Origin of the sequence: Streptococcus oralis (assembly GCF_901543815.1) — a bacterium.
Taxonomy (GTDB): Bacteria; Bacillota; Bacilli; order Lactobacillales; family Streptococcaceae; genus Streptococcus; species Streptococcus oralis_CM.
Genome location: NZ_CABEIU010000002.1, coordinates 300,259 through 320,927, shown reverse-complemented (window position 1 = coordinate 320,927; position 20,669 = coordinate 300,259). Strand labels below are relative to the sequence as shown.

The 20,669-nt window shown below is 36.7% G+C and carries 15 protein-coding genes and 1 pseudogene; all 16 read right to left on the bottom strand.

Going from position 1 to position 20,669, the window contains the following annotated elements; translation table 11 throughout:
- Window positions 1-10: 10 nt before the first annotated feature.
- The 16 genes and pseudogenes from FQT28_RS01725 to FQT28_RS01645 all read right to left on the bottom strand — a co-directional run bounded on the left by FQT28_RS01725 (window position 11) and on the right by FQT28_RS01645 (window position 20,634).
- Window positions 11-1,009, bottom strand: a complete 999-nt coding sequence (locus tag FQT28_RS01725; protein ID WP_143989217.1) for an acyltransferase — start codon at window positions 1,007-1,009, stop codon at window positions 11-13.
- Window position 1,010: 1 nt separating this feature from the next.
- Window positions 1,011-2,426 (bottom strand): flippase, encoded by a 1,416-nt coding sequence (locus FQT28_RS01720; RefSeq protein ID WP_143989216.1) that lies wholly within the window; start codon window positions 2,424-2,426, stop codon window positions 1,011-1,013.
- A 153-nt stretch (window positions 2,427-2,579) separates the two neighbouring features.
- Window positions 2,580-3,533: a glycosyltransferase family 2 protein gene (locus tag FQT28_RS01715; RefSeq protein WP_143989215.1), complete on the bottom strand. Its 954-nt coding sequence runs from the start codon at window positions 3,531-3,533 to the stop codon at window positions 2,580-2,582.
- A 1-nt stretch (window position 3,534) separates the two neighbouring features.
- On the bottom strand, window positions 3,535-4,539 hold the full coding sequence (locus tag FQT28_RS01710) for a glycosyltransferase family 2 protein (RefSeq protein ID WP_143989214.1): 1,005 nt from the start codon (window positions 4,537-4,539) through the stop codon (window positions 3,535-3,537).
- Between the two features lie 8 nt (window positions 4,540-4,547).
- Window positions 4,548-5,636 carry a glycosyltransferase family 4 protein gene (locus FQT28_RS01705; RefSeq protein WP_143989213.1) on the bottom strand — a complete coding sequence of 363 codons (1,089 nt, stop codon included), beginning with the start codon at window positions 5,634-5,636 and terminating at the stop codon, window positions 4,548-4,550.
- Window positions 5,637-5,651: 15 nt separating this feature from the next.
- Entirely contained in the window at window positions 5,652-6,452 is an 801-nt protein-coding gene (locus FQT28_RS01700; RefSeq protein ID WP_143989212.1) for a LicD family protein, read from the bottom strand.
- Between the two features lie 136 nt (window positions 6,453-6,588).
- Window positions 6,589-7,767: a polymerase gene (locus FQT28_RS01695; protein ID WP_143989211.1), complete on the bottom strand. Its 1,179-nt coding sequence runs from the start codon at window positions 7,765-7,767 to the stop codon at window positions 6,589-6,591.
- 19 nt (window positions 7,768-7,786) lie between these two features.
- Window positions 7,787-8,593, bottom strand: a complete 807-nt coding sequence (locus tag FQT28_RS01690; protein ID WP_398575121.1) for a DUF4422 domain-containing protein — start codon at window positions 8,591-8,593, stop codon at window positions 7,787-7,789.
- The gene (locus FQT28_RS01685) at window positions 8,580-9,947 is read right to left on the bottom strand and encodes a sugar transferase (RefSeq protein ID WP_143989209.1); all 1,368 of its coding nucleotides are present in this window, start codon (window positions 9,945-9,947) and stop codon (window positions 8,580-8,582) included. The genes FQT28_RS01690 and FQT28_RS01685 overlap by 14 nt, the downstream gene beginning before the upstream one ends.
- 21 nt (window positions 9,948-9,968) lie before the next feature.
- Entirely contained in the window at window positions 9,969-10,652 is a 684-nt protein-coding gene (locus tag FQT28_RS01680) for a tyrosine-protein kinase (protein ID WP_143989208.1), read from the bottom strand.
- A 9-nt stretch (window positions 10,653-10,661) separates the two neighbouring features.
- The gene (gene cpsC, locus FQT28_RS01675) at window positions 10,662-11,354 is read right to left on the bottom strand and encodes a capsular polysaccharide biosynthesis protein CpsC (protein WP_143989207.1); all 693 of its coding nucleotides are present in this window, start codon (window positions 11,352-11,354) and stop codon (window positions 10,662-10,664) included.
- A gap of 8 nt (window positions 11,355-11,362) precedes the next feature.
- Window positions 11,363-12,094 carry a capsular polysaccharide biosynthesis protein Cps4B gene (gene cps4B, locus FQT28_RS01670; RefSeq protein WP_143989206.1) on the bottom strand — a complete coding sequence of 244 codons (732 nt, stop codon included), beginning with the start codon at window positions 12,092-12,094 and terminating at the stop codon, window positions 11,363-11,365.
- A 1-nt stretch (window position 12,095) separates the two neighbouring features.
- Window positions 12,096-13,541: an LCP family glycopolymer transferase CpsA gene (cpsA, locus tag FQT28_RS01665; protein WP_143989205.1), complete on the bottom strand. Its 1,446-nt coding sequence runs from the start codon at window positions 13,539-13,541 to the stop codon at window positions 12,096-12,098.
- Between the two features lie 188 nt (window positions 13,542-13,729).
- Window positions 13,730-15,691 (bottom strand): peptide ABC transporter substrate-binding protein, encoded by a 1,962-nt coding sequence (locus tag FQT28_RS01660; RefSeq protein WP_143989204.1) that lies wholly within the window; start codon window positions 15,689-15,691, stop codon window positions 13,730-13,732.
- Window positions 15,692-16,174: 483 nt separating this feature from the next.
- Window positions 16,175-18,066, bottom strand: a pseudogene (locus tag FQT28_RS10240) (CAP domain-containing protein).
- A gap of 600 nt (window positions 18,067-18,666) precedes the next feature.
- Window positions 18,667-20,634 carry a peptide ABC transporter substrate-binding protein gene (locus tag FQT28_RS01645; protein WP_143989203.1) on the bottom strand — a complete coding sequence of 656 codons (1,968 nt, stop codon included), beginning with the start codon at window positions 20,632-20,634 and terminating at the stop codon, window positions 18,667-18,669.
- Between the last annotated feature and the right edge of the window lie 35 nt (window positions 20,635-20,669).

Below are 20,669 nucleotides of genomic sequence, written 5' to 3'. Positions count from 1 at the left end.
GTTCTCCTTTTTATAATTTAACGATTCGATTGAAATAAGGAATTTTCATTAACATTCCAACAATAATAAAACTAACACTTAAAGTAAATATAGCGAAAAGTAAATATGATCCTACGAAACTAAAACCAAATAGTTTTTCCCATACCTTCATAGTATATGTATGTATTATAAAAACTCCCATAGTTTGATTAGAAAGGGAAACAATACATTCGCTCCGTTTTTCATTCAAAGTAAGCGTGAGGATAGTTAGAAAAATTCCCAAACTTACAACTTTTACAAATAAAATATCATAAAAATATTCAGCAAAAAGATTATGATAAGTAGTCTTCGCTATGAAAAATAATATTACTGGTGAAATCAATAACAACAGTACCACAACTGCTTTCATCCATCTCTTAAAACTATTTTTGATAATATCCTTGTTAAATTGCGCTATAAAACCACCTAAAAGGTAGTAAAAAAACCAAGTCCATAATCTAAAGGTTTGTATAACATATGTTTGTGCTGGCATTTGAAATACAATATTTGCTAACTCAAAAATCAAACCAATAACTACCAATAAAGATAGACTGTATAAATAACTTCTTTTTGAATTTAGAAATTTTTTCAAAATCGGCAAACATATATAAATAAGCATTAAGGATCCGAAAAACCAAAACTGAAAGAAATAACCTTTTTGTATCAAAGAACCTACAATTTTTTTAATTAGGTTCTCTGTGAAGTCTCTTTTAAACAGCCAGACGATAAAGGTCCATGACGACACTGTTATTAGAATCCATTTTACTTTCTGCAGTATGTAAGAATAGGTAATCTCTCTCTTTCCCAACAATAAATAACCATTGACCATAAAAAATAGAGGGATAGAATAAGTTCCTAAGTAATATAAATATGTCAAAAGATTCCATGAACCTGTCTCTTTAAACCCATCCATCGTTGTATGAAGTAGAACAACTCCAACACATGCAAGTACTTTTAATAGATCTAAATTAATATTTCGATATTTGCGCATTCTAATTTTTCCTAATCATTTGTTTTAATTCTGTCACATCTACCACTTTCAGAGATAGAATCAAAAAAAGGTAAATGATTCCACCAAGCACCACAAACACTAAAACATTTATGACCGGTGAAAAATGTATGAATGTTTTTGAAGCCAGCAAAATGCCATACATGATAGCAGATCCGAGTACAATTTTCGTCATAGATCCAATAATGGGAACTTCTTTTAAGTATTTACGAGTAAAGAACAATTGAATTGCCCATACAAGTGCTTCTGTCAACACTGAGACAATCGCTGCCCCTATATAACCAAGCTTAGGGAGAAATAACAAATTCAAAGCAACACTGAGAATCGCAGGCACAGTTGTTGAAGCCATAAATTCCTTATTTTTATTGTGTGGAATCAAAATTTGAATTCCCATAATATTGGTCCAACCGATAAAGAACATGCGAAAAATCATAATAGAAATTGCATAGCGTGCATCTTGAAAGTCCTTCCCAAGGAAAAATTGAACAAAATCATCGTTGACAATCAACATTCCTGCTATGATTGGGAAAATCACCAAGTTATAGATTAAAAAAGACATCTCGTGCATCTTATTGACTGCCTTATAATCTCCTGTTGCTAATAAATTAGCAACTCGAGGTAACATAACACTCCCAAGCGATGTTACCAATGTTAATAAAATATTTACCAATTTAAGAGCCTGATCATAAATTCCTACATCTTTTGTAGAGGATAAAGCACCAAGCATCGTACGATCCAAAGTTACATAAAGCGAAATAGCAATCTGTGGTAAGAATAGCAAAATAATAGGCTTCAAATGATGTTTGGCGTACTCTAAATCAAAATGAGGTTTTCCAATAAATTCCCGAGCGGGTAGCCACATGCTTATCTGCCCCAAGAGTTCAAATATGGTTAGCAAAAAGACATAGAGGTATAGGTCATTTGCAGATTTGACAAAAAGGAAGATGGAAATCACTCCAACTAATTTTACTGTAATATTGCGAACAGTAATCTTTCGAAAATCCTCCAACCCTTGAAAGAGCCAGGATATATCTAATCCTTTAGAAACCAAAGCCAAGCCTAGAATGTAGGCTACTGGATTTTGCATAAAGGGAAGGGTTAGACAAAGAAGACCATACAAGGTTAGAGAAAGGACTGTTGCACCTAATTGCAGAGAGTAGATTCCCCAAAAGTTTTTTTCAATTTCCTTGCGATACCCTGAAATGACCTTGGTCCCATAGTTGGCAACTCCTAGAGTCGCTAAGAGGATAAAATAAGTAACGATGGAGTTAAAATAACCATAAATTCCTAAATCATCCGAAGAAAAGACCCGTGTTACATAGGGAGTCGTAATAATCGGAAGTATAATCACCAACAATTGATAAGATAGATTGTAGGCATAGTTTTTAAGTACTTTCATTTCAAGTTGTCCTATTTAGAATCAATCAGCGAAAATAAAAACTTTGACCGATTAGACTTATAATGGGCAATTATTCTAAAAGTTTCTTTCATATTTCCTCTTTCCTACAATTTTTAAGACTTATTCCAAATTAAATTGAATCTATACACGATACTATCGTAGCAACAAATACAATTTAGTGCTAAAAATAAAAATAAGGTATTTAAGTTTTACTTTCGATGATAACTTACTATTTTTTAATAACTCACTCATTTTGACTCTCAATAACTCTTTATCTTTTGCAAAATCTTTTAAACCTGAGTCAGCTTTTGCACCAATTACTACAAAACCACCCAATATTTTTTTTGCTTGTAATGATTGTAGTAACTCTTCACATTGGTTATATTTTTTCCTAATGACTTCTTCGTTTCTTTCAACCGCATCAAAGAATTCATACCTTTTTTCAGTAAATGTTGAACGGACAATACTTCCCTCTCTTCGATAATAATTGTATGTTTCAAGTGGGCTGATTACAATTTTATCTGCAAGAGAAAGGTGTTCACTAACGACATAAAAATCTTCATAAATTTTACCAACTGGAAAAGGAACTGTCTCCAGGATGCTTTTGTGGTAGAGTTTGGCACAAGCAGAAACTGTCGCGAATTTATCATCCAACATTGCTTCCAGAGCCTCTTCTTTTGTGATTGGAGCTAGACCTTTATAATCTGATTCTTGTAAGCGATAAGAAGTATAAGCATTATATTTAGACGCTGTCTTCACCTTAGTTGAAATCAAGTCTGCATGATGCTCCTCATGAATTTTCACGATTAACTCTAGAGTATATTCTTCAAGATAATCATCTGGATCTAAAAAGAAAATCCAATCTGAACTCGCTTTAGAAACTCCAAAGTTACGTGCATCAGATAAACCACCATTTTCTTTGTGAAAAACATGGATATTTTCATACCGATTTGCATAATCCTCACATAACATCGGAGAATTGTCTGTTGAACCGTCATTTACAAGGATTACTTCGAAATTTTGATAGGTTTGCTTTATCAAACTTTCTATAGCAAAGTGCAAATAGTCTGCAACATTATAAATCGGAACAACAATGCTAATCAACATCTTAAACCCCTCTCTCTTTTTCTTTCTTCTTCGAGTATTTCTTCAAAATGGGATTGAAAATCACACCTAGTACATAGTTGGTGTTATGGTTCAAATAAGATAATTTATCAAATTTTTTCGTAGGAATGTAGTTATATGAACTTTGCTGAATTTTACTGTATAGTTCAGTCAAGAGTGCCTTAGAGTCATCAACCATCCAAGACAAATCAACTTGCAAACTAATTAAATAGACCAATGTCTCAGAAACAACTCGATTCAAGACAACATCACCCTCAATTTTTGAAAAATAGTCTAGCACAGAGTTTGTTACAGTTAGATGATGACGAACATTTCGCTTCATACTCTCAATATTCATACTCTGTTCAGGTCTTCCAATATAGTATTGATAAATATCGAAATTCCAGTAAACAAAACTATGGACATACTCTAAAGGAAATAGAGTGTACTGCATATCAACGTAAAAAGTTTTTTCACTCAATCGAATGTTATTCTTCGATAAGATAGATGTTTTATAAGCAACTGAATGCATTGGAATTCGAACATCAGGAATTCCCGTGTATGTCTTACCAACTTCATATTTATCAATAAAATCATTTCGAACAGCAGTGTCATTATATACATGTTGTTCTGTAAAATCGGTAATAATCATATCTACATCAGTAGTTTCAAGAGCATCCAAAAACTTTTCAAATTCTGCCGGAACAATCCAATCATCTCCGTCAATAACTTTAAAAAATTTCCCTTTCGCTCCCTGAATACCACGATTGATAGTGGAACCATGTCCACCATTTTCTTTCGTTATTACTCGTCCATTCAGTAAAGAATCTTTTTCCAAAACTTCTTTTGCTACTTTTTCTGTATCATCTGTACTTCCATCATTCACAATCAAAACCTCAAATTTTTCTTTATGATTTGGGTTTACTTGCTGGAAGGATTCAATTCCTTTTGAAATGTAGTCCTGAATATTATAACTAGGCATTACAATTGTTAACAAACAATCTTTCATTTTATCTCCTAAATTTTCTCAATCAGTTCAATCCACTGGTTAAGAATCATATTTTTATCAAATTTATCCATATTGTCTTTGGCATGAGATGAAAAACGATTCCTAATTTCCTTGTCATTCATTAGCTCTAACAATCTCTTAGACATCTCATCTATATCATAACAATCTATTAGATAACCATTAATACCATTTTCGACAATCTCACTAGGCCCTGTCGGACAACTGAAACTAACAATAGGAAGATTGTATTGCTGAGCTTCTAACAATACCAAGGGTAAACCCTCGTAACGAGAAGTCATGACGTAAATCCCTTTATCCCCATATATTAGATCCTGATTTTTCTCTAGTCCTTTAATGAACAATTTATCCTGCAAATCGTTTTCTTTGATTAGTTCCCGGATTTTGTCTACTTCATCTTGATTGCCAGAACCGTAGATTTCCCAGGTCCAGTCAGACTTCTTAGACAAAACCTTTTTGGCAACTTGAACAAGGTAATCATAGCCTTTTTGATTATCAAAACGACCAACTGTAACAAGTTTAGTCGACTCATTGTTATAAGTTACATTAGAAAGAAGATTTTCTTTCCAATTGTAAATATAAGCAATCTTATCCTCAGAAATACCGTATTTGCTTATATAATTTCTACGATCTTCTAGGGTGAGAGTAATAATCTTATCTGCAAGCTTTGTTCCAACATACCTTTGTACTCTCTGAGAAAATTCTCTATTATCAGTAATTGAATTGGTGTGATCACATAAAACTACTCTAGTAGGAATCCCTATTCCTGCTAAAGATAAAAATACATTGGCGGATATCCCTATCCCAAAGGCAACCTCTATCTCATTATCTATAAAATATTTTTTTAACATTTTTGAGATTTTGAGAATATTCTTAGACAAGCGTACTCTATGGTCAAAAAAATTGGAGTATTTTACCTGAGAATTAATTTTAAAGAAAAGGTTAGATTGCTTTGTTGTAATTCCAATCAAATGAACTTCACACTTTTTTGTGAGTTCATTTGCCAATGATATAGCAACTCGCTCACCACCGCCAGAATCGTCTAAAATCCATTTCACAATACATACTTTTTTTGCCAATTTTTAACCTACCCTTTACTCTTTATCTCTAGTTGATATAAGCTCGATATTATGTGCCACTCTATCTTCTACTGGAGGGAGTTCCATGAAATCGCCATAAATTTCCGTCAAATAACCTTTATAATCTGTAGGACATTTTATTATAACATCTTCAAAATTAAGAGAGTTAGGCTCCCCAAAGTACTCTTTAGGAACTATTTCTCTCTCCCTATATCTGCCTAGAACATTCCCAACGTAACGGGAAGTTTTTAAATCATATTTCTGAATAAGTTTATGCAGATTCTTTACTAAAGCATCTTTTGGAAGTAGCTTTTGGATTCTTAGCGTTTTAGATATTTTAACTATAAGATTCTCTATAGTTCCGCGATCTTTGTCTTCAAGATGATCCAAAACTGATATTTTACAAAGCATTCTTTGAAACAACACTCTAGAACTATGTAATTTAGCTGCAAAACTCCCCTTTTCTGGATAACCATCTAGAGGAAAAATATCGATAAAGACATTGCTTTCCAAATTTGCAAATTTAACAATCACATTTTTATCGACCAATTGAGTTATATCGAGATTTAGAGGATTATTGACTATCTTTAAATAGCTTGGTAATAAACGTGAAGCTACTTTTTTAAACTTTTCATAATCTTCCCTCGGCATGCCAATATCAATATCATCATCCCAAGGGATAAATCCTTTGTGACGTACTGCTCCAAGCAATGTTCCCCCTAGAGCATAGTAGGTCAAATTATTTTCTTCACAAATATTAATAAATTCTTTCAAGATAGACAGAATCTTATTTTGAATAATTTTGATATCCGACATACTTTTCTCCTCTGTAAAAACGATACAATTCGATATATAATAGTACTCCTGTTCAGTATTCTCTTAAATCTGTAGCTGACTAATACTACTTAATTTCCCATTATATTATTTTTTCAAACGAATCATTCTCTAACATTTAATCTCTTTCGCTGGAAGATTGATAATCAGAATATATTAAACTTCCTATCAAAATCCAAAATATATTGTACTGAAGGTACAAATTCAAATCATCAATTATTGAATGGAAACTCATCAATATCAAAATAAAAGCAAGAACCCATTGATGTCTCTTAATAACTTTAAACAAAGTTAAGGTTAACAGTATAATCATCAATACTAGGATTAGCAAACCGTATTTTTGTAAAATTTGCATATACAAATTATCCACATATAGATACGTCTGATAAATTTTTACTCCCTCTGTAGTGAGACCATTCCCAGTCCATTCAACTTGTCGGCCAAACAAACCAAAGCCATATAGCTGCAGAGATTTATTCGTCAAATATATACGATTACCTAACATGTAGTTTAATTCATAAAGAAAATTATTAACAAAAACATTAGTTGAATTGAGATAAGTAAATGAAATCCAAAAACTCACTAGTGCATTTACAATAAAGGTAAATTTAAAAATACTAAACATACGTCCTAATTTAGAGAAAAGATCAGGAAACCACTTTATTAATAAATTGCAAATCAACAATATACAGGAACTATAAAATGTCAAACGAGAATCAGTCTGTTCATATACCCAATAAACAGATAAAGCTAGCAAGAACCACTGCCAATAATAGATTCTATTTTGCTTTAAATAAAATACAATAGCAACTACATTCATTAGCAGAGCCGACGGAAATAAAGCATATCTAAAGCCCAAATAGTTACGGACTCTCCCAGAAATCTCTAAATAATTAGGTATAACTCCCAATTTAGCACTTATTATAACAAACAATAACAAGCATACACTTATCACTAAAGCAATTTTCGCTACATTTTTAAACGGAATATCACGTAAAGCATAAACAAACAATATACCTACTGCGATATTAGAATTGATAGTGCCCATTTCCCCTATAATAAAGTAAAGTAAAATTGTAGCAAATAATCCAATGAGTGTTTTGTAATCATACTTTCTATTAAATGACTCTTTTGTAAACAAAAGAAAGAGTAAAGTAGCTACCACTATTTTATAAACTTCTTTAGGTAAATATTGAGCATAAAAAGTCACACTTAATATTGAAATAATTAAAAATATCCCTAACGCAACAAGAGCTAAAATTTCTGGCAAAGACTTTATTTTTACTATTAATTTCATTCTTATTGTTCATCCCTATCTAAAAACTCTGACCATACTTCTTTCCAAAAAATTTTGCCATTAAGAAGGATTTCCCTTTTTCAAACAAATCCACCTTTTCCATATACATAAATGGAAGCTCTTTTGGCTTAATGTCCTTATGTTTCAACCACACATTAAATAATAATTCACTAACACGACCGAATAGTCTAGCTTCAAACGGTGTTAACTGGGATACATCTATTTGCTCATACATCTTGTCTAAAATAGGAAATAACCAAGAAAAATACTGATTTGCCAAATCTTTTCTCATAATAAACATATTGAACATGTAACCACTACGTTGCTTCATGACCTTATCAAAGGTCGTTAAATATTCTGGGCTTAACTCTTTAATGACATCACGAGAAATATGAAGATGATTTCCATCCAAGGTGTGAGCATAGTGAGAATAGAGTGTTTCAATATAATATCGCCTCTTCTTAGGAACCAGAACATCATTTGTCAAAAGAAGATTATCTAAATCATCTCGAGATAAAATAACTTCATCCATACTGATATAATCTGAATATCTTTGTGATCTTTTGGTAAAATAACGGCGATAGTGTACCAAACCTAGATAATCACAGTCTAAGTTCTTCCACGCCCAGTAAAGTCCTGTTAATTCACAATAATATGGATTTAAAGATGAAATATTATCACCAGTATTATCTCCAATAAAACCGATATCTGATTTTCCTTCTCTCCCAACATGTATTGGAAGATAAAGAGTATTATCTTGAGGCATTTTAGCCTTCTTGTGTGTTGCTACAATGACTTTTACATCTATCAATCTACTTCGCTCCATCTCTCATAAATACTACTTTAACTGTCTTCAATAAAATTTCAATATCTTTCCAAATTGTCCAATCATCTATATAGGCCACATCTAATTTGACAACTTCATCGAAATTCTTAATCTCACTTCGTCCACTTACCTGCCATAGGCCAGTAATTCCAGGTTTAAAACTGAGACGGCGTTTCTGTTCTGGGGTATAGTGCTCATACTCGTCCACTGTTGGTGGTCGTGTACCTACCAAACTCATATCTCCCTTTAGAACATTGTAAAATTGTGGCAACTCATCCAAGCTAGTCTTCCTTATAAAACGACCAATTTTCGTGATACGCGGATCATCGTCCACCTTAAACATTCCACCCTGCATGGTATTTTGTTCCATGAGTTCTCTTTTTTTCGCCTCGGCATCTACACACATAGAGCGAAACTTGTAAAAAGTGAACTGGCGCCCATTTTTTCCTATACGCGTCTGAGCAAAAATAGCAGAACCCCCATCCTTTCGAATCAAAGGGACCAGTACAACACTGACTAGACCACATAGTATCAGGCCTACCAGGGAACCGATAATATCAATAATCCGCTTAGCAATCACGTGGCTAGTTTTATAAAATGTTGTAGAAAAAGTCACAACGTTTAGTCCTGCCATCTCACGAATTTGCTTGTTACGTGCCAAACTACGATCAAAAGCATTTAGATTGACTGTTACATCAATTCCCATCGTTTCAAACTGAGAGACAAGCTCTCCAATATTGTATTTTTCACTTGGAAGATTGATAAAGACTTCATCGACCACCTCATGAGTCGCAAAGTTCACTATCTCCTCCTCTGCTACTACATTTAAAGAATTATGCTGAAAATCTGGTTTATCTAAGACACTGACGGCTACCAACTCCCCAACAACCTCATTTGATTCTATTAGTCTATCCAGTACCTTTTCGATACGAGACGTCGCCGTAAGCAAGAGGATCTTCTTACTTCCTTTAAAGTTGGGATAAGCTCGCTTCCAATACCACTTGATAAATAGGTTTAGCACATAGACTGAGAGAGTATGTAATGCGAGGAAGTAAATCATACCTCGTCTGGAAATACTAAATCGATCTTCTAAGAAAAAATTAGAAATACTAATTGCTAGCGCAAAGAATAGGATATATTTCGATGTCTGGACAAGTTCAATCAAATATCCCCTCTTAAAGAAATCCTGTCCATAATCACTGATATAAAAGACAAAATAGTGGAGGATATAAAGTGCAATAGCTGTTGTTGAAACAATCTCTGTTTCTCTCACAGCACTAAGCAGATAAGTCAATAAAATAACAAGAAAACTCTGGATTATGGCCAATGAAGGCTTTACTACTTTTCCATTCATCTCTATCCCCCAACCTATTTTTTATTTTTTTCCGTAATCTCCATAATTTCCATAAGAACCGTATTTGTCTACTGAAGTATCGAATTTATTCAACACAACTCCTAAAAACGGCTTCCCAGTTTGTTCCAACTGTTCTTTCGCTTTTTGAATATCCCGTCGATTTGTTTCACCTGCTGCTGTCACTAAAATAGAAGCATCACATTTTCGCGTAATGATAGCTGCATCAATCACGACACCGACAGGAGCAGTATCTACAATGATATAGTCAAAATATTTACGCAAGGTTTCAAGCATTGTACTGAAATTCTTACTTTGAAGAAGAGCTGTCGGATTTGGTGACACAGAGCCAGCCTGAATCACAAAGAGATTTTCGACATTGGTATCACAAAGCCCTTGTGACAGGTCTGTAGTTCCTGATAGAAATTCTGTCAGACCTGTAATCTTATCCCTTGCTTTAAAGACACCTGACATAACAGAATTGCGGATATCTCCATCAATCAACAGCGTTTTGTAACCTGCACGCGCAAAAGCCCAAGCGATATTAGTGGAAGTCGTTGATTTTCCTTCTCCTGGTTTCACAGAAGTGATAGAAAATACTTTCAAATCATCTCCACTTAACTGTAGGTTCGTGCACAAAGCGTTATAATATTCCTCCGCCTTTTTTACAAGATCCAATTTTGCCTGTGAGATTTCTAACGTTGGCATAACTTCCTCCTATTTCATTTTGTCCAAATCTGGAACGACCCCTAGAAGTGGAATTTGTAGTACATCTTCGACATCTTCAGGACGTTTCACACGGGTATCGAGTAACTCAATCAAAAGAACAGTAATTACTGTTACGACGACTCCTCCAAGAAAACCAAACAAGGTGTTGCGTCGAACATTTGGAGAAGAGGGAGTCGTAGCTGGTCGCGCTTCTTCAAGTGTCGTTACATCAGATACTCGCGTAACAGTGATGATCTTTTCTGCAGCAGCTTCTCGTAGAGAATTAGCAATGCGACTGGCTTCCTCTGGTTGTTTATCCTTGACAGAGATTGAGACGATACGAGTGTCAGCTGGTACAGTCACTTGAACTTTGCTAGCTAATGTTTTTGCTGGCATATCCAATTTCAAATTTGTCGCTACCTTTTCCAATACATCCTGCGAAAGGATAATCTCGCGGTAGTCTTTTACCAGATAAGATCCTGCCTGCAAGTCCTGATTTGTCAACCCCGGCTTATCTCCTTGATTGCGATTCACTACGTAAATACGCGTGGTACTCGTATATTCTGGCTTAACGATAAAAGTGCTATATGCAAAAGCTCCCGCCCCTGTCACAAGTGCCACTAATAAAATAATTAGTTTGCGTTTCCATAAGGTTTTAAATAATTGAAATACATCGATTTCTATCGTATTTTGTTCTTTCATCATTTCTCCTAAATTAGTTGATCCATTACAATTTTTCGAGGATTGTCTATAAAGAGTTCTTGAGCCTTCGCTTCTCCGTATTTTTGGGTAACGAGGTCATATGCTTCTGCCATATGAGGAGGTCTACCGTCTAGATTGTGCATATCACTTGCAATCACATGAACCAAATCCTGCTCTAAAAAATACTGAGCTCTTTTTTTCATGAATTTATAACGTTCTCCAAAAAGTTTGGGTTTGAGGACGTGTGAACTATTTACTTGCGTGTAACAGCCCATATCGATCAGTTCTCGAACGCGTTTTTCATTATTTTCAAGAGCATCATAGCGCTCGATGTGGGCAATGACTGGAGTAATTCCCAACATCAAGATCTTGCTCAAGGCGCTATGAATATCGCGATAAGGGGTGTTCATACTAAACTCTATCAAGGCATAACGACTATCATTGAGGGTCGGAATCCGCTTTTTTTCCAGTTTATCCAAAACATCTGGTGTGTAGTAAATTTCCGCCCCATAAGCAATGACCAAGTCACTCGCAACTTCCTTAGCTATTTCCCGAACCTGAAGAAAATTTTCTGCTATCTTCTCTTCTGGAGTTTCAAACATGCCCTTGCGACGATGAGAGGTAGAGACAATGGTTCGCACCCCCTGCCTGTAGGCTTCTGTCAAGAGGGCCTTGCCTTCCTCTCTTGACTTGGGACCATCATCTACATCAAAGACGATGTGCGAATGAATATCAATCATTTCATTTGCCCTCCAACACGTCTTGAATAGCAGTTTTGACAGATGCAAGGCTACTGTCGTCAATTTCCATCATATAAAGGTTACTATCTGGCATCGCATAGGAAGGAAGATCCATCCGTCCTGTACCTTTCAAGTCTTGCGAATTCACTTTGTAAGTTCCACCACTTTCTAACTGAGCATTGACCAAGTTCATCATGGTCTCAAGCGGCATGTTTGTTTGGATAGAATCTTGCAAACTATCAATAATCGTACTATAATTTTTCAGTGCTTCGGTCGACGTTAATTTTTGAAGGATAGCCACAATCACCTTTTGTTGATTGCGCCCGCGGTCACGGTCACCATCTGCCAGGGAGTAGCGCTCGCGAACAAAACCGAGAGCCTGTTCTGAATCAAGATGAACATTGCCTGCAGGGTAATACTTTCCATTCGTATGGGCAGTAAATTCTTGGTCATTATAAACATCAATCCCACCCAACAAATCAATCAATTTCAAAAACGAAGTGAAGTTCAATCGCACATAGTAATTGATATCCACTCCATAGAGATTTTCTAAGGTATGAATGGACGAATCAACCCCATAAATGCCCGCATGGGTTAATTTATCTTTTTGATTATTTCCACCGTCTGCGATTGGTACATAGGCATCACGTGGCGTTGTGGTCAAGAGGATTTTCTTGGTATCTCGATTGACAGTCATCAGGATATTGACGTCTGAACGCGACACTGAACTAATCGGGCCATAGGTGTCAATTCCACTCACATATATATTGAAGGACTGACTCTTTGAAGTTTTAGGAGCTTCTACTTTTTTAGTGAATCCCTTAGTATAAATCTTTTTTATCTTCGATGCGTAATCTGGATACTCTGACTCGATGATATTTTCAAAGACACTATTTAAGACAATAGCCTTAGTATCACCTGCAATCAGACTCTTGTAAGCCGCCAAGTAAGACGAACTCTGGCTGACCGTCAAATCAGTATTCTGACTTGACTTGATATCGGATAGTAGTTTTTGAATATTTTCATTATCAGTCCCAGTCGGTGCTGTCACACTCGTCAGTTGCGTAACATTTCCAATCTCACTATCTGCTAAAACAGCAACACTGATAGAATATTCTGAGTAATTAGAAGTCGCATTTAAACGATTGGTCAATCCAACAAACTGCTGTACTGCAAAAAGCGACACAGAGCTGGCAAAGATAGAGAGCACCAACAGAAAAATGGTAAACTTCTCAGCTTTTTTATAGATAATCAAGAGCAGCCCTACTAAGGCAACTAGTAGGACTAACGCAGTTGCCACTAGATTAAGATATCTGAAAGCAAGGATATTATATTTAAAAATCAAAAACAGTAAAAAGCCAGCTAACAATAGGTAAACAGCCAATAAGACTATGTTAACACTTCGTTTTACTCTCCCCGAGCGAGATCTCTTTGAACGTTTCGTCATGATACTCCCCTATACTATAATAATTAAAGTAATTATATCACAAAAGTAGGACAAATTCCATTCATTCCCACAATTCTCAGCGTTTTCATTCCTTTTTCTTGATCATTTTTTTGAAGTTAGGGCTTTCAGCATCGAGAATTTTGGCAAACAAAAAACAAGGCCTCTTAAAGGAGACCTTATTTTCGCTGTTATTTGATATGATTTTTAAATTCTTTTTGGCTCTTTTCGATAGCCTTTTTACTTTCTTCTTCCCACTTAGCCTTGGCTTCGTCAAATTGTTTCTTGGTAACAGGGTCTTTTTGCAATCTCATGTACTTATAGTTATTTCCGTCACCCTTGATTCCCACTAGAGAGTAGGCACGTGTAAACGGAGTTACTTTAGTTACAGAGGCTGTTCCACCATTTGACATAGCTGACATGACCAGAGAATTGTCAATCATCCAAGCTTGAGCTTCAGCGTATTTTTCATAACGCTTAGCGACATCTTTGTTCTCAGCATCTGCTTCTTTCAGGAGTTGTGTATAGGTATCGAGTCCCAAACTCTTGATAAGCCCTTGGTCTTCTTTAGCATCAAGACCAAAAATCTTGAGATAAAAGCCTGTTTCAGCATTGAAGGGATCTAGATAAGTGGATGGATCCTGGTAATCACCAACCCAACCATCAAAGTTTAGGTCGTAGTCACGAGCTGCTGGATTTGGCGCTAGGAAGGCAACATTTCCAAAGTCATCCGTAGAAAGCTGTTGAACATCAATGATGATATTGTCAGAACCTAGTACTGTTTCAAGGGTTTGTTTAACCGAGTTCATCCCAGAAACCGCATTTTTATTCGTCTGATCAACAGGGACATCCAAATGGATTGGGAAAGTCACGCCCTGGGCTTCCAATTCCTTTTTAGCTTCCGCAAATTTTGCTTGGGCCTTTTCCTTGTTAAAGTAAGCATCTTGAGCGTCTGCCAAATTGATACCTGACCACTCAGTTCCGTAGTTCACAAGCTTAGAAGCTGTTACTTCTCCAAAGGTCTTATCTCCCACCTGGACAAATGTTGGGGGAACCAGAGTATTACGAAGGGTTTTGCTGGCTGCTTCTTGCCCGTTAGATTGAGCAGAGTAGGCTGTTCGATCAATACCAAAGTTGATAGCCTGACGGAAATTTTTATTTAAGATAGCTGTTTGAGCTGATTTCTTTTGTTGATCTGATGTTTTTGCAGTATGGTTATAGGCTTTACGATTAACGTTAAAGTTGAAGTACCAAGAAGTCTTGTCCTGCAAGCTATAAACGATATTGTCTTGGTATTTTTCTTTCGTCTTGGCATAGCTTGAGCTATTTGGATAGACTCCCGCAAGCGTATAGGCACCACTTTCAAAGTTACGAATGGTCATCTCCTGATCAGAGCCATCAAAGTAAGCTAACTTAACTTTTTCAATGGTCACTTTATCATGGTCATAATAGTGTGGATTCTTCACATATTCGATCGAAGATTTTGATGTGAAATCTTTTAACAGATAGGGACCATTATAAAGGATACTATCTGGTGTCAAGGTACCAAAATCTTTATCCTTTGATTTCAAGAACTCTTCGTTGACTGGGAAAAGGATACTATTGGTTGTCTTTGAATTCCAATAAGGTTCTGGCCGTGTCAAAGTGTATTCAACCGTATAGTCATCCAAGGCTTTAACACCAACTGTTGTGAAGTCATTGGTCACACCCGTCACATAGTCATTCAATCCCTTGATTGAATTTTGGATCAGATCCATGGCTTGCCCCTTGTTGTCCGCGGCATATTTGATCCCAGTGACAAAATCCTGAGCTTTGACTGAAGCATACTCTTCTCCATCAGCTGTGTACCACTTGGCATCTTTTCTAAGCTTGTAGGTATAGGTCAAGCCATCTGATGAAACAGACCAATCCTCCGCAAGAGCAGGTACGAGATTCCCATAGCTGTCATTCTCTAACAAACCATCTACGAGATTGGTAATCACTGCAGTATTATCTGCATAATAGTCTAAAAGATAGTTAAAAGTTGTCGGATTCGCACTAAATGTTGATGAATAAGTGCTAGTATCTGTGTTGGACTGTCCACATGCCGAGAGCAAAATCCCTGTCGCCAAGACAAGACCTGTCCCGATAAGTCTTTTTTTCATTTTCATCATTCACTCCTTTATGTCACTTCTTGTAACATAACCATATTCTATCAAATCCATCCCAAATTGTAAAGTTTATGTTTTTCCAGCAAATGATTAACCTACACTAGCATTGACAGCTCTAGAATACAATTAGCCGCTGAGTGTGCAAAAATAAATAGGCGACTAGTTTGGTTTTCGAAATTCTTTCGAACCGATAGAAGACGAAACCCAAGGCATCCATCCGCTTTCCAAACCGTTTCCAAAACCTTTCGGAAGAACGCAGATAAGATTCGATCGCCTAATTCTAAAGTAAAGCAGGAAACTGCTAACAGCCTTATAAAAGCCACCAAACGCTATTCCTTTGATTTCTGTGACTTTTATAAGTTTAAGAAACAGTTCTTCGTCTCTCTGAATATAAAAACAGAGAGGACAGTCGCTGTCCTCTCCAAATCTTAACTAACATCAATCCGCTTCAATTAACAAAGAGCTTGACGAAGTTAGAAATTTATTTTATTTATAATTGTAAGCCCAGTAATAGTCCCCGTTTCCACTAACTACTGCTGCTACAGCTCCTTCTGTCGCATTTGGATCCAAAAGCAATTCTCTCAAACCGCCATTTGCCCATTTCTTGACAACAGTAGCTGCATCTTGATCACGACGACCAACAAAACCTGAGCTATCGTATTGGCGAGAGATCTGGTTTGCTTTTGGTAGAGCTTGATTTTGATAAATCTCATCTGACCAAGTCAATTCTTTCAAACCTTGTTCCTTACGAATTTCATTGATTCCAGCGAATGCTTCTTTGGCCTTTTCCATATAGTAATAATTCGTATCATCCGTCGCAGCAACGCGGAAGACAAATTTCACATAACCAAATTCTACATCGCGGTATTTTTCTTCATCCACTCCGCTCTTGAGGTTGGCAACTAAAACATAATCTCTAGCCCAAGGATCATTTTTGGTCTTCTCAAAGATATCCTCATCTTCAATTTCCCAAGTGACCTTTGCATCCCAACCCGCGTTATCTAAAAACTTAGGATTTAGTTTTTCGATCACATAGTTTTTGAATTCCTCGACATTTTGGAAAGGAAGTGCTTGTCCTGCTTTGGCAGTTTCGACTAAATTAGTCGAATACAATTTCACGCTAGAGTTTTGATCGCTATAGCTATACTCATCATCTACGGGATTTGAGTGCAAGTTCGGATCCAGCGCTGGGTCAGTTGGATCTGTCATTCCATGTAGCTTCCATACATCTCCCGTCCACTTCCAGTAGGCTGTGTAACCTGTAACTGCATCGTTTGATTCAACATAGTAATAGTGATTGGTACCATCAAAGGCATAGTTTGTATCATTTTCCAGAATCTTGTCACCTGGTTTTCCTGGTGGGATGACTAATTTGGGTTGGCTTCCATTTGGAGCCCATAATAAGTGCTCTAAACCTGGTGCTGGTTTTTCAACATACGGAGGTATCTGATTTTCACTCGGTTCATCTGTTGTTACCAAACCTGGAGTCTCTGGGACAGAGGGATTGATTGAATTATCTGGTTTTGGTTCTTCATTTGGCTGGTCTGGTTTTGGCGAAAAAGGATCCAACTCACCATCAGCTCCATTGAATAGGGGATTTTCTGGAAGTTCGATTGTTCCCAAGTCAAAAGGAGTATACTCACCGTCCGCACCTCCGTAAGACGGAACCTCTGGAAACTCAATAGTACCTGATTCAAAAGGATTAAATTCCCCGTCAGCTCCATTGAATGGTGGATTCTCTGGAAGTTCGATTGTTCCCAAGTCAAAAGGAGCATATTCACCGTCCGCACCTCCGTAAGACGGAGTCTCTGGAAACTCAACGGAGTCTCTGGAAACTCAATAGTACCTGATTCAAAAGGATTAAATTCCCCATCAGCTCCATTGAATGGGGGATTTTCTGGGAGTTCCACCCCACCTGGATTTTCTAACTCCGACTCTTTTTGATTATCCGCAGATTTCTTGACAAACACCCAACGACCATTTTGGTAGTAGTAATAATCCCCATTTTCTAATACATAGTAATGGTAGCCATTCTCGTAACGATAGTGGTTATCATTTACTAAGTTGTTAGTGGAAGAACTGTTGTCACGATTGTTTGTCAGTGGTTTCCACTCACCATCACGGTAAATATAGTAACTACCATCACTCATACGATAGTAGTAGCTGCCATTCCAGTAAAAATAGCGACCACTATCTGGCTGTCGGTAGTTGTATCGATTCCAATAATTATAGTCATAACCCCAATCATCAAAATCATAGTCCCAACTATGACGGGAATCCCAACGATAATCTGCATGAACCGTTGGTGTTACAGAAGCTGAAACTGCAACTGCTGTCGCCAGAGCCGCTCCCGCCAAAAGACCATATTTTCTATTCATTTTAAATTAAACCTCCAAAAAAGAATCGCTGGTCATAACGTTCGGAAAACTTTTGTGCACTATTCGTTTTTCGGACTATAAACAAGGAATATATTTTATAAAATATAAATTGGATTTATTGAACACTTTTTTTATATTTATTGCGTTCAATAACAGTTATAGCACTTTCATAATTTAAAATCAAAAAAATAACATAGTTACCATTATTTTTAAAAAACAGTATTTTTAGTTGCTACAATAAGCATTTTATAGTTTTAAACTTAAAACTATAAAATGCTAGATACTTACTTAGGAATTATTTTAAATTCATTTATACTGCATAAATATTCTTAAAGTGATTTTCCATATAAATATTAAAGTTCGTTTTTTTGAGGTTTCTACTCGCTCTATTTCACAATACACTAGAATTATCTTCAAGAAGCATCGTTTTAAGTTTTGGCTGCTCCGAAACTAATTAAAAAAGCTTTTACGCCTGAGATTACTTATCAGTTTTTCATTTCAACTTCAATTGTCATTCAAGAACTGATTTTACGACGACTGCTGTCTCCAAACCAGAAAAAGGAAGTACAGATTTTCTGCAACTTCCTTTTCTTTTATAGGCTATTTGACGTGTTTTTCTAGCTCTTTTTGGTATTTGGCATTTGTTTCAATTTTTTCTTTCTGCCATTTCTTGAGAGCTTCTTCGTATTCTTTTGTAGTCACGACATCATTTTGCAATTCCAAACCTTTGAATACAAACGGGTCTCCCTTGATTCCGACTTGTGAGTATGCTTTTGAGAATGGTACAGTTCGGCTAACAGTTGGAGAACCACCTGAAGAGGCAACTGGGATCAAGAGCGAACTATCAGATACCCAAGCTTGAGCTTTAGCGTATTTCTCATAACGCTTATTGAGATCGCTTGTTTCAGCTGCGGCATCATCCAAGAGTTTCTTGTATTCGTCTAGACCAACTTGAGCCATCACTTCTGGATCTTTTCCGCGAGTGATACCCAAGTGTTTAAGGGCTGAACCCTTCTTAGCATCAAGGATGTTGAGGTAGGTAGCTGGGTCTTGATAGTCTGGTCCCCAACCAGTTCCGTTCAGGTCATAGTCTTTTTGAGATGGTACCTTGGCTTGAGACGTAATGCTCATTTTTTCATTATCGGTCATTTGAAGGACATCGACAATGACATTTTCAGTACCAAGTGATGATTCGATAGACTGCTTGAGTGAGTTGGTTTGTTGAACGGCGATTACATCTGTTTGTTCAACCGGGATATCCAAATGGATTGGGAAGGTAACACCCTTGGACTGCAATTCTGTCTTGGCTTTAGCAAAGGCTGCCTTGGCTTTTTCAGGACTGTAAATCGTATCCTTGCCATCTGTAAGGGCTACATCTTTCCACTGGTCACCATAAGAAACGAGCTCTGCTTGAGCCAACTCTCCAAAGGTTTTTTCACCTACTTGAACGTAGTCATGAGGCACTAGGCTGTTACGAATAATCTTGTCCGCACCTTCTTCACCATTCAACTGAGCAGTATAAGAGTGACGATCAAGAGCAAAGTTCAGCGCCTGACGGAAGTTCTTGTTGAGAAGAGCTTCTTTCGTTGATGTTTTTTGAGCTTCGTCTGTTTTGGCTGTTTTATTGTAAGACTGGCGGTTTACGTTAACCGTGAGGTAGTAGCTTGTCGCTTCTTGTGGACTGTAGACAATCTTATCGCCGTACTCTTTTTTAGTTGATTCAAAGTTTGAGCTTGTTGGGAAGAGACGGGCTGTTGTATAAGCACCTTGTGTAAAGCTACGAATCAAGGATTCTTGGTCTGATCCATCATAGAAAGTTAGTTTGATGTTGTCAATCTTAACATTGTCCTTGTCCCAGTAGTTTGGATTCTTTTCATACTCGATGACTGATTTTGAAGTCAATGATTTCAAGAAATAAGGACCGTTATATAGGATACCTGATGGAGTTGGTGCACCGTAATCGCTCCCTTTAGAATTCAAGAATTCTTCATTAACTGGAAGCATGGTAGCAGTTGTGACTTTAGAGTTCCAGAAGCTTTCTGGTTTGTTAAGCGTGTATTCAACCGTGTAATCATCAACAGCCTTAACTCCTACAGTAGAAAAGTCATTGCTTTCTCCACTGATGTAGGCAGCCAAACCTTTGATAGAGTCTTGAAGGAGGGATAAGCCGTCTGATTTACCGTCAGCTGCGTGTTTCAGACCTGTAACAAAGTCTTGAGCCTTGACTTCAGCGTATTCTTCTCCCTCAGAAGTATACCATTTCACACCCTTACGAAGTTTATAGGTATAGGTCAAGCCATCTTTAGAAACGGACCAGTCTTCTGCAAGCGAAGGAATCAAGTTCCCGTATTTATCGTTTTCCAAGAGGCCATCGACAACGTTGGCTATAACGTCAGAAGTTGAGCTCTTGCTCGTCACGCTGTAGTCCAAAGATGATGGGTCTATTGCATAGACATAAGAAAATGTCTTGGGAGCATCAGCCTTCTTTTCGCTTTGCCCACAAGCAGTTAACAGAAGAGCTGCACTCAAGACAGCACCTGCTCCTAAGAGCCACTTTTTCGATTTCATAAGTAATCTCCTTAAAGATAGTGTTTTCACCATTA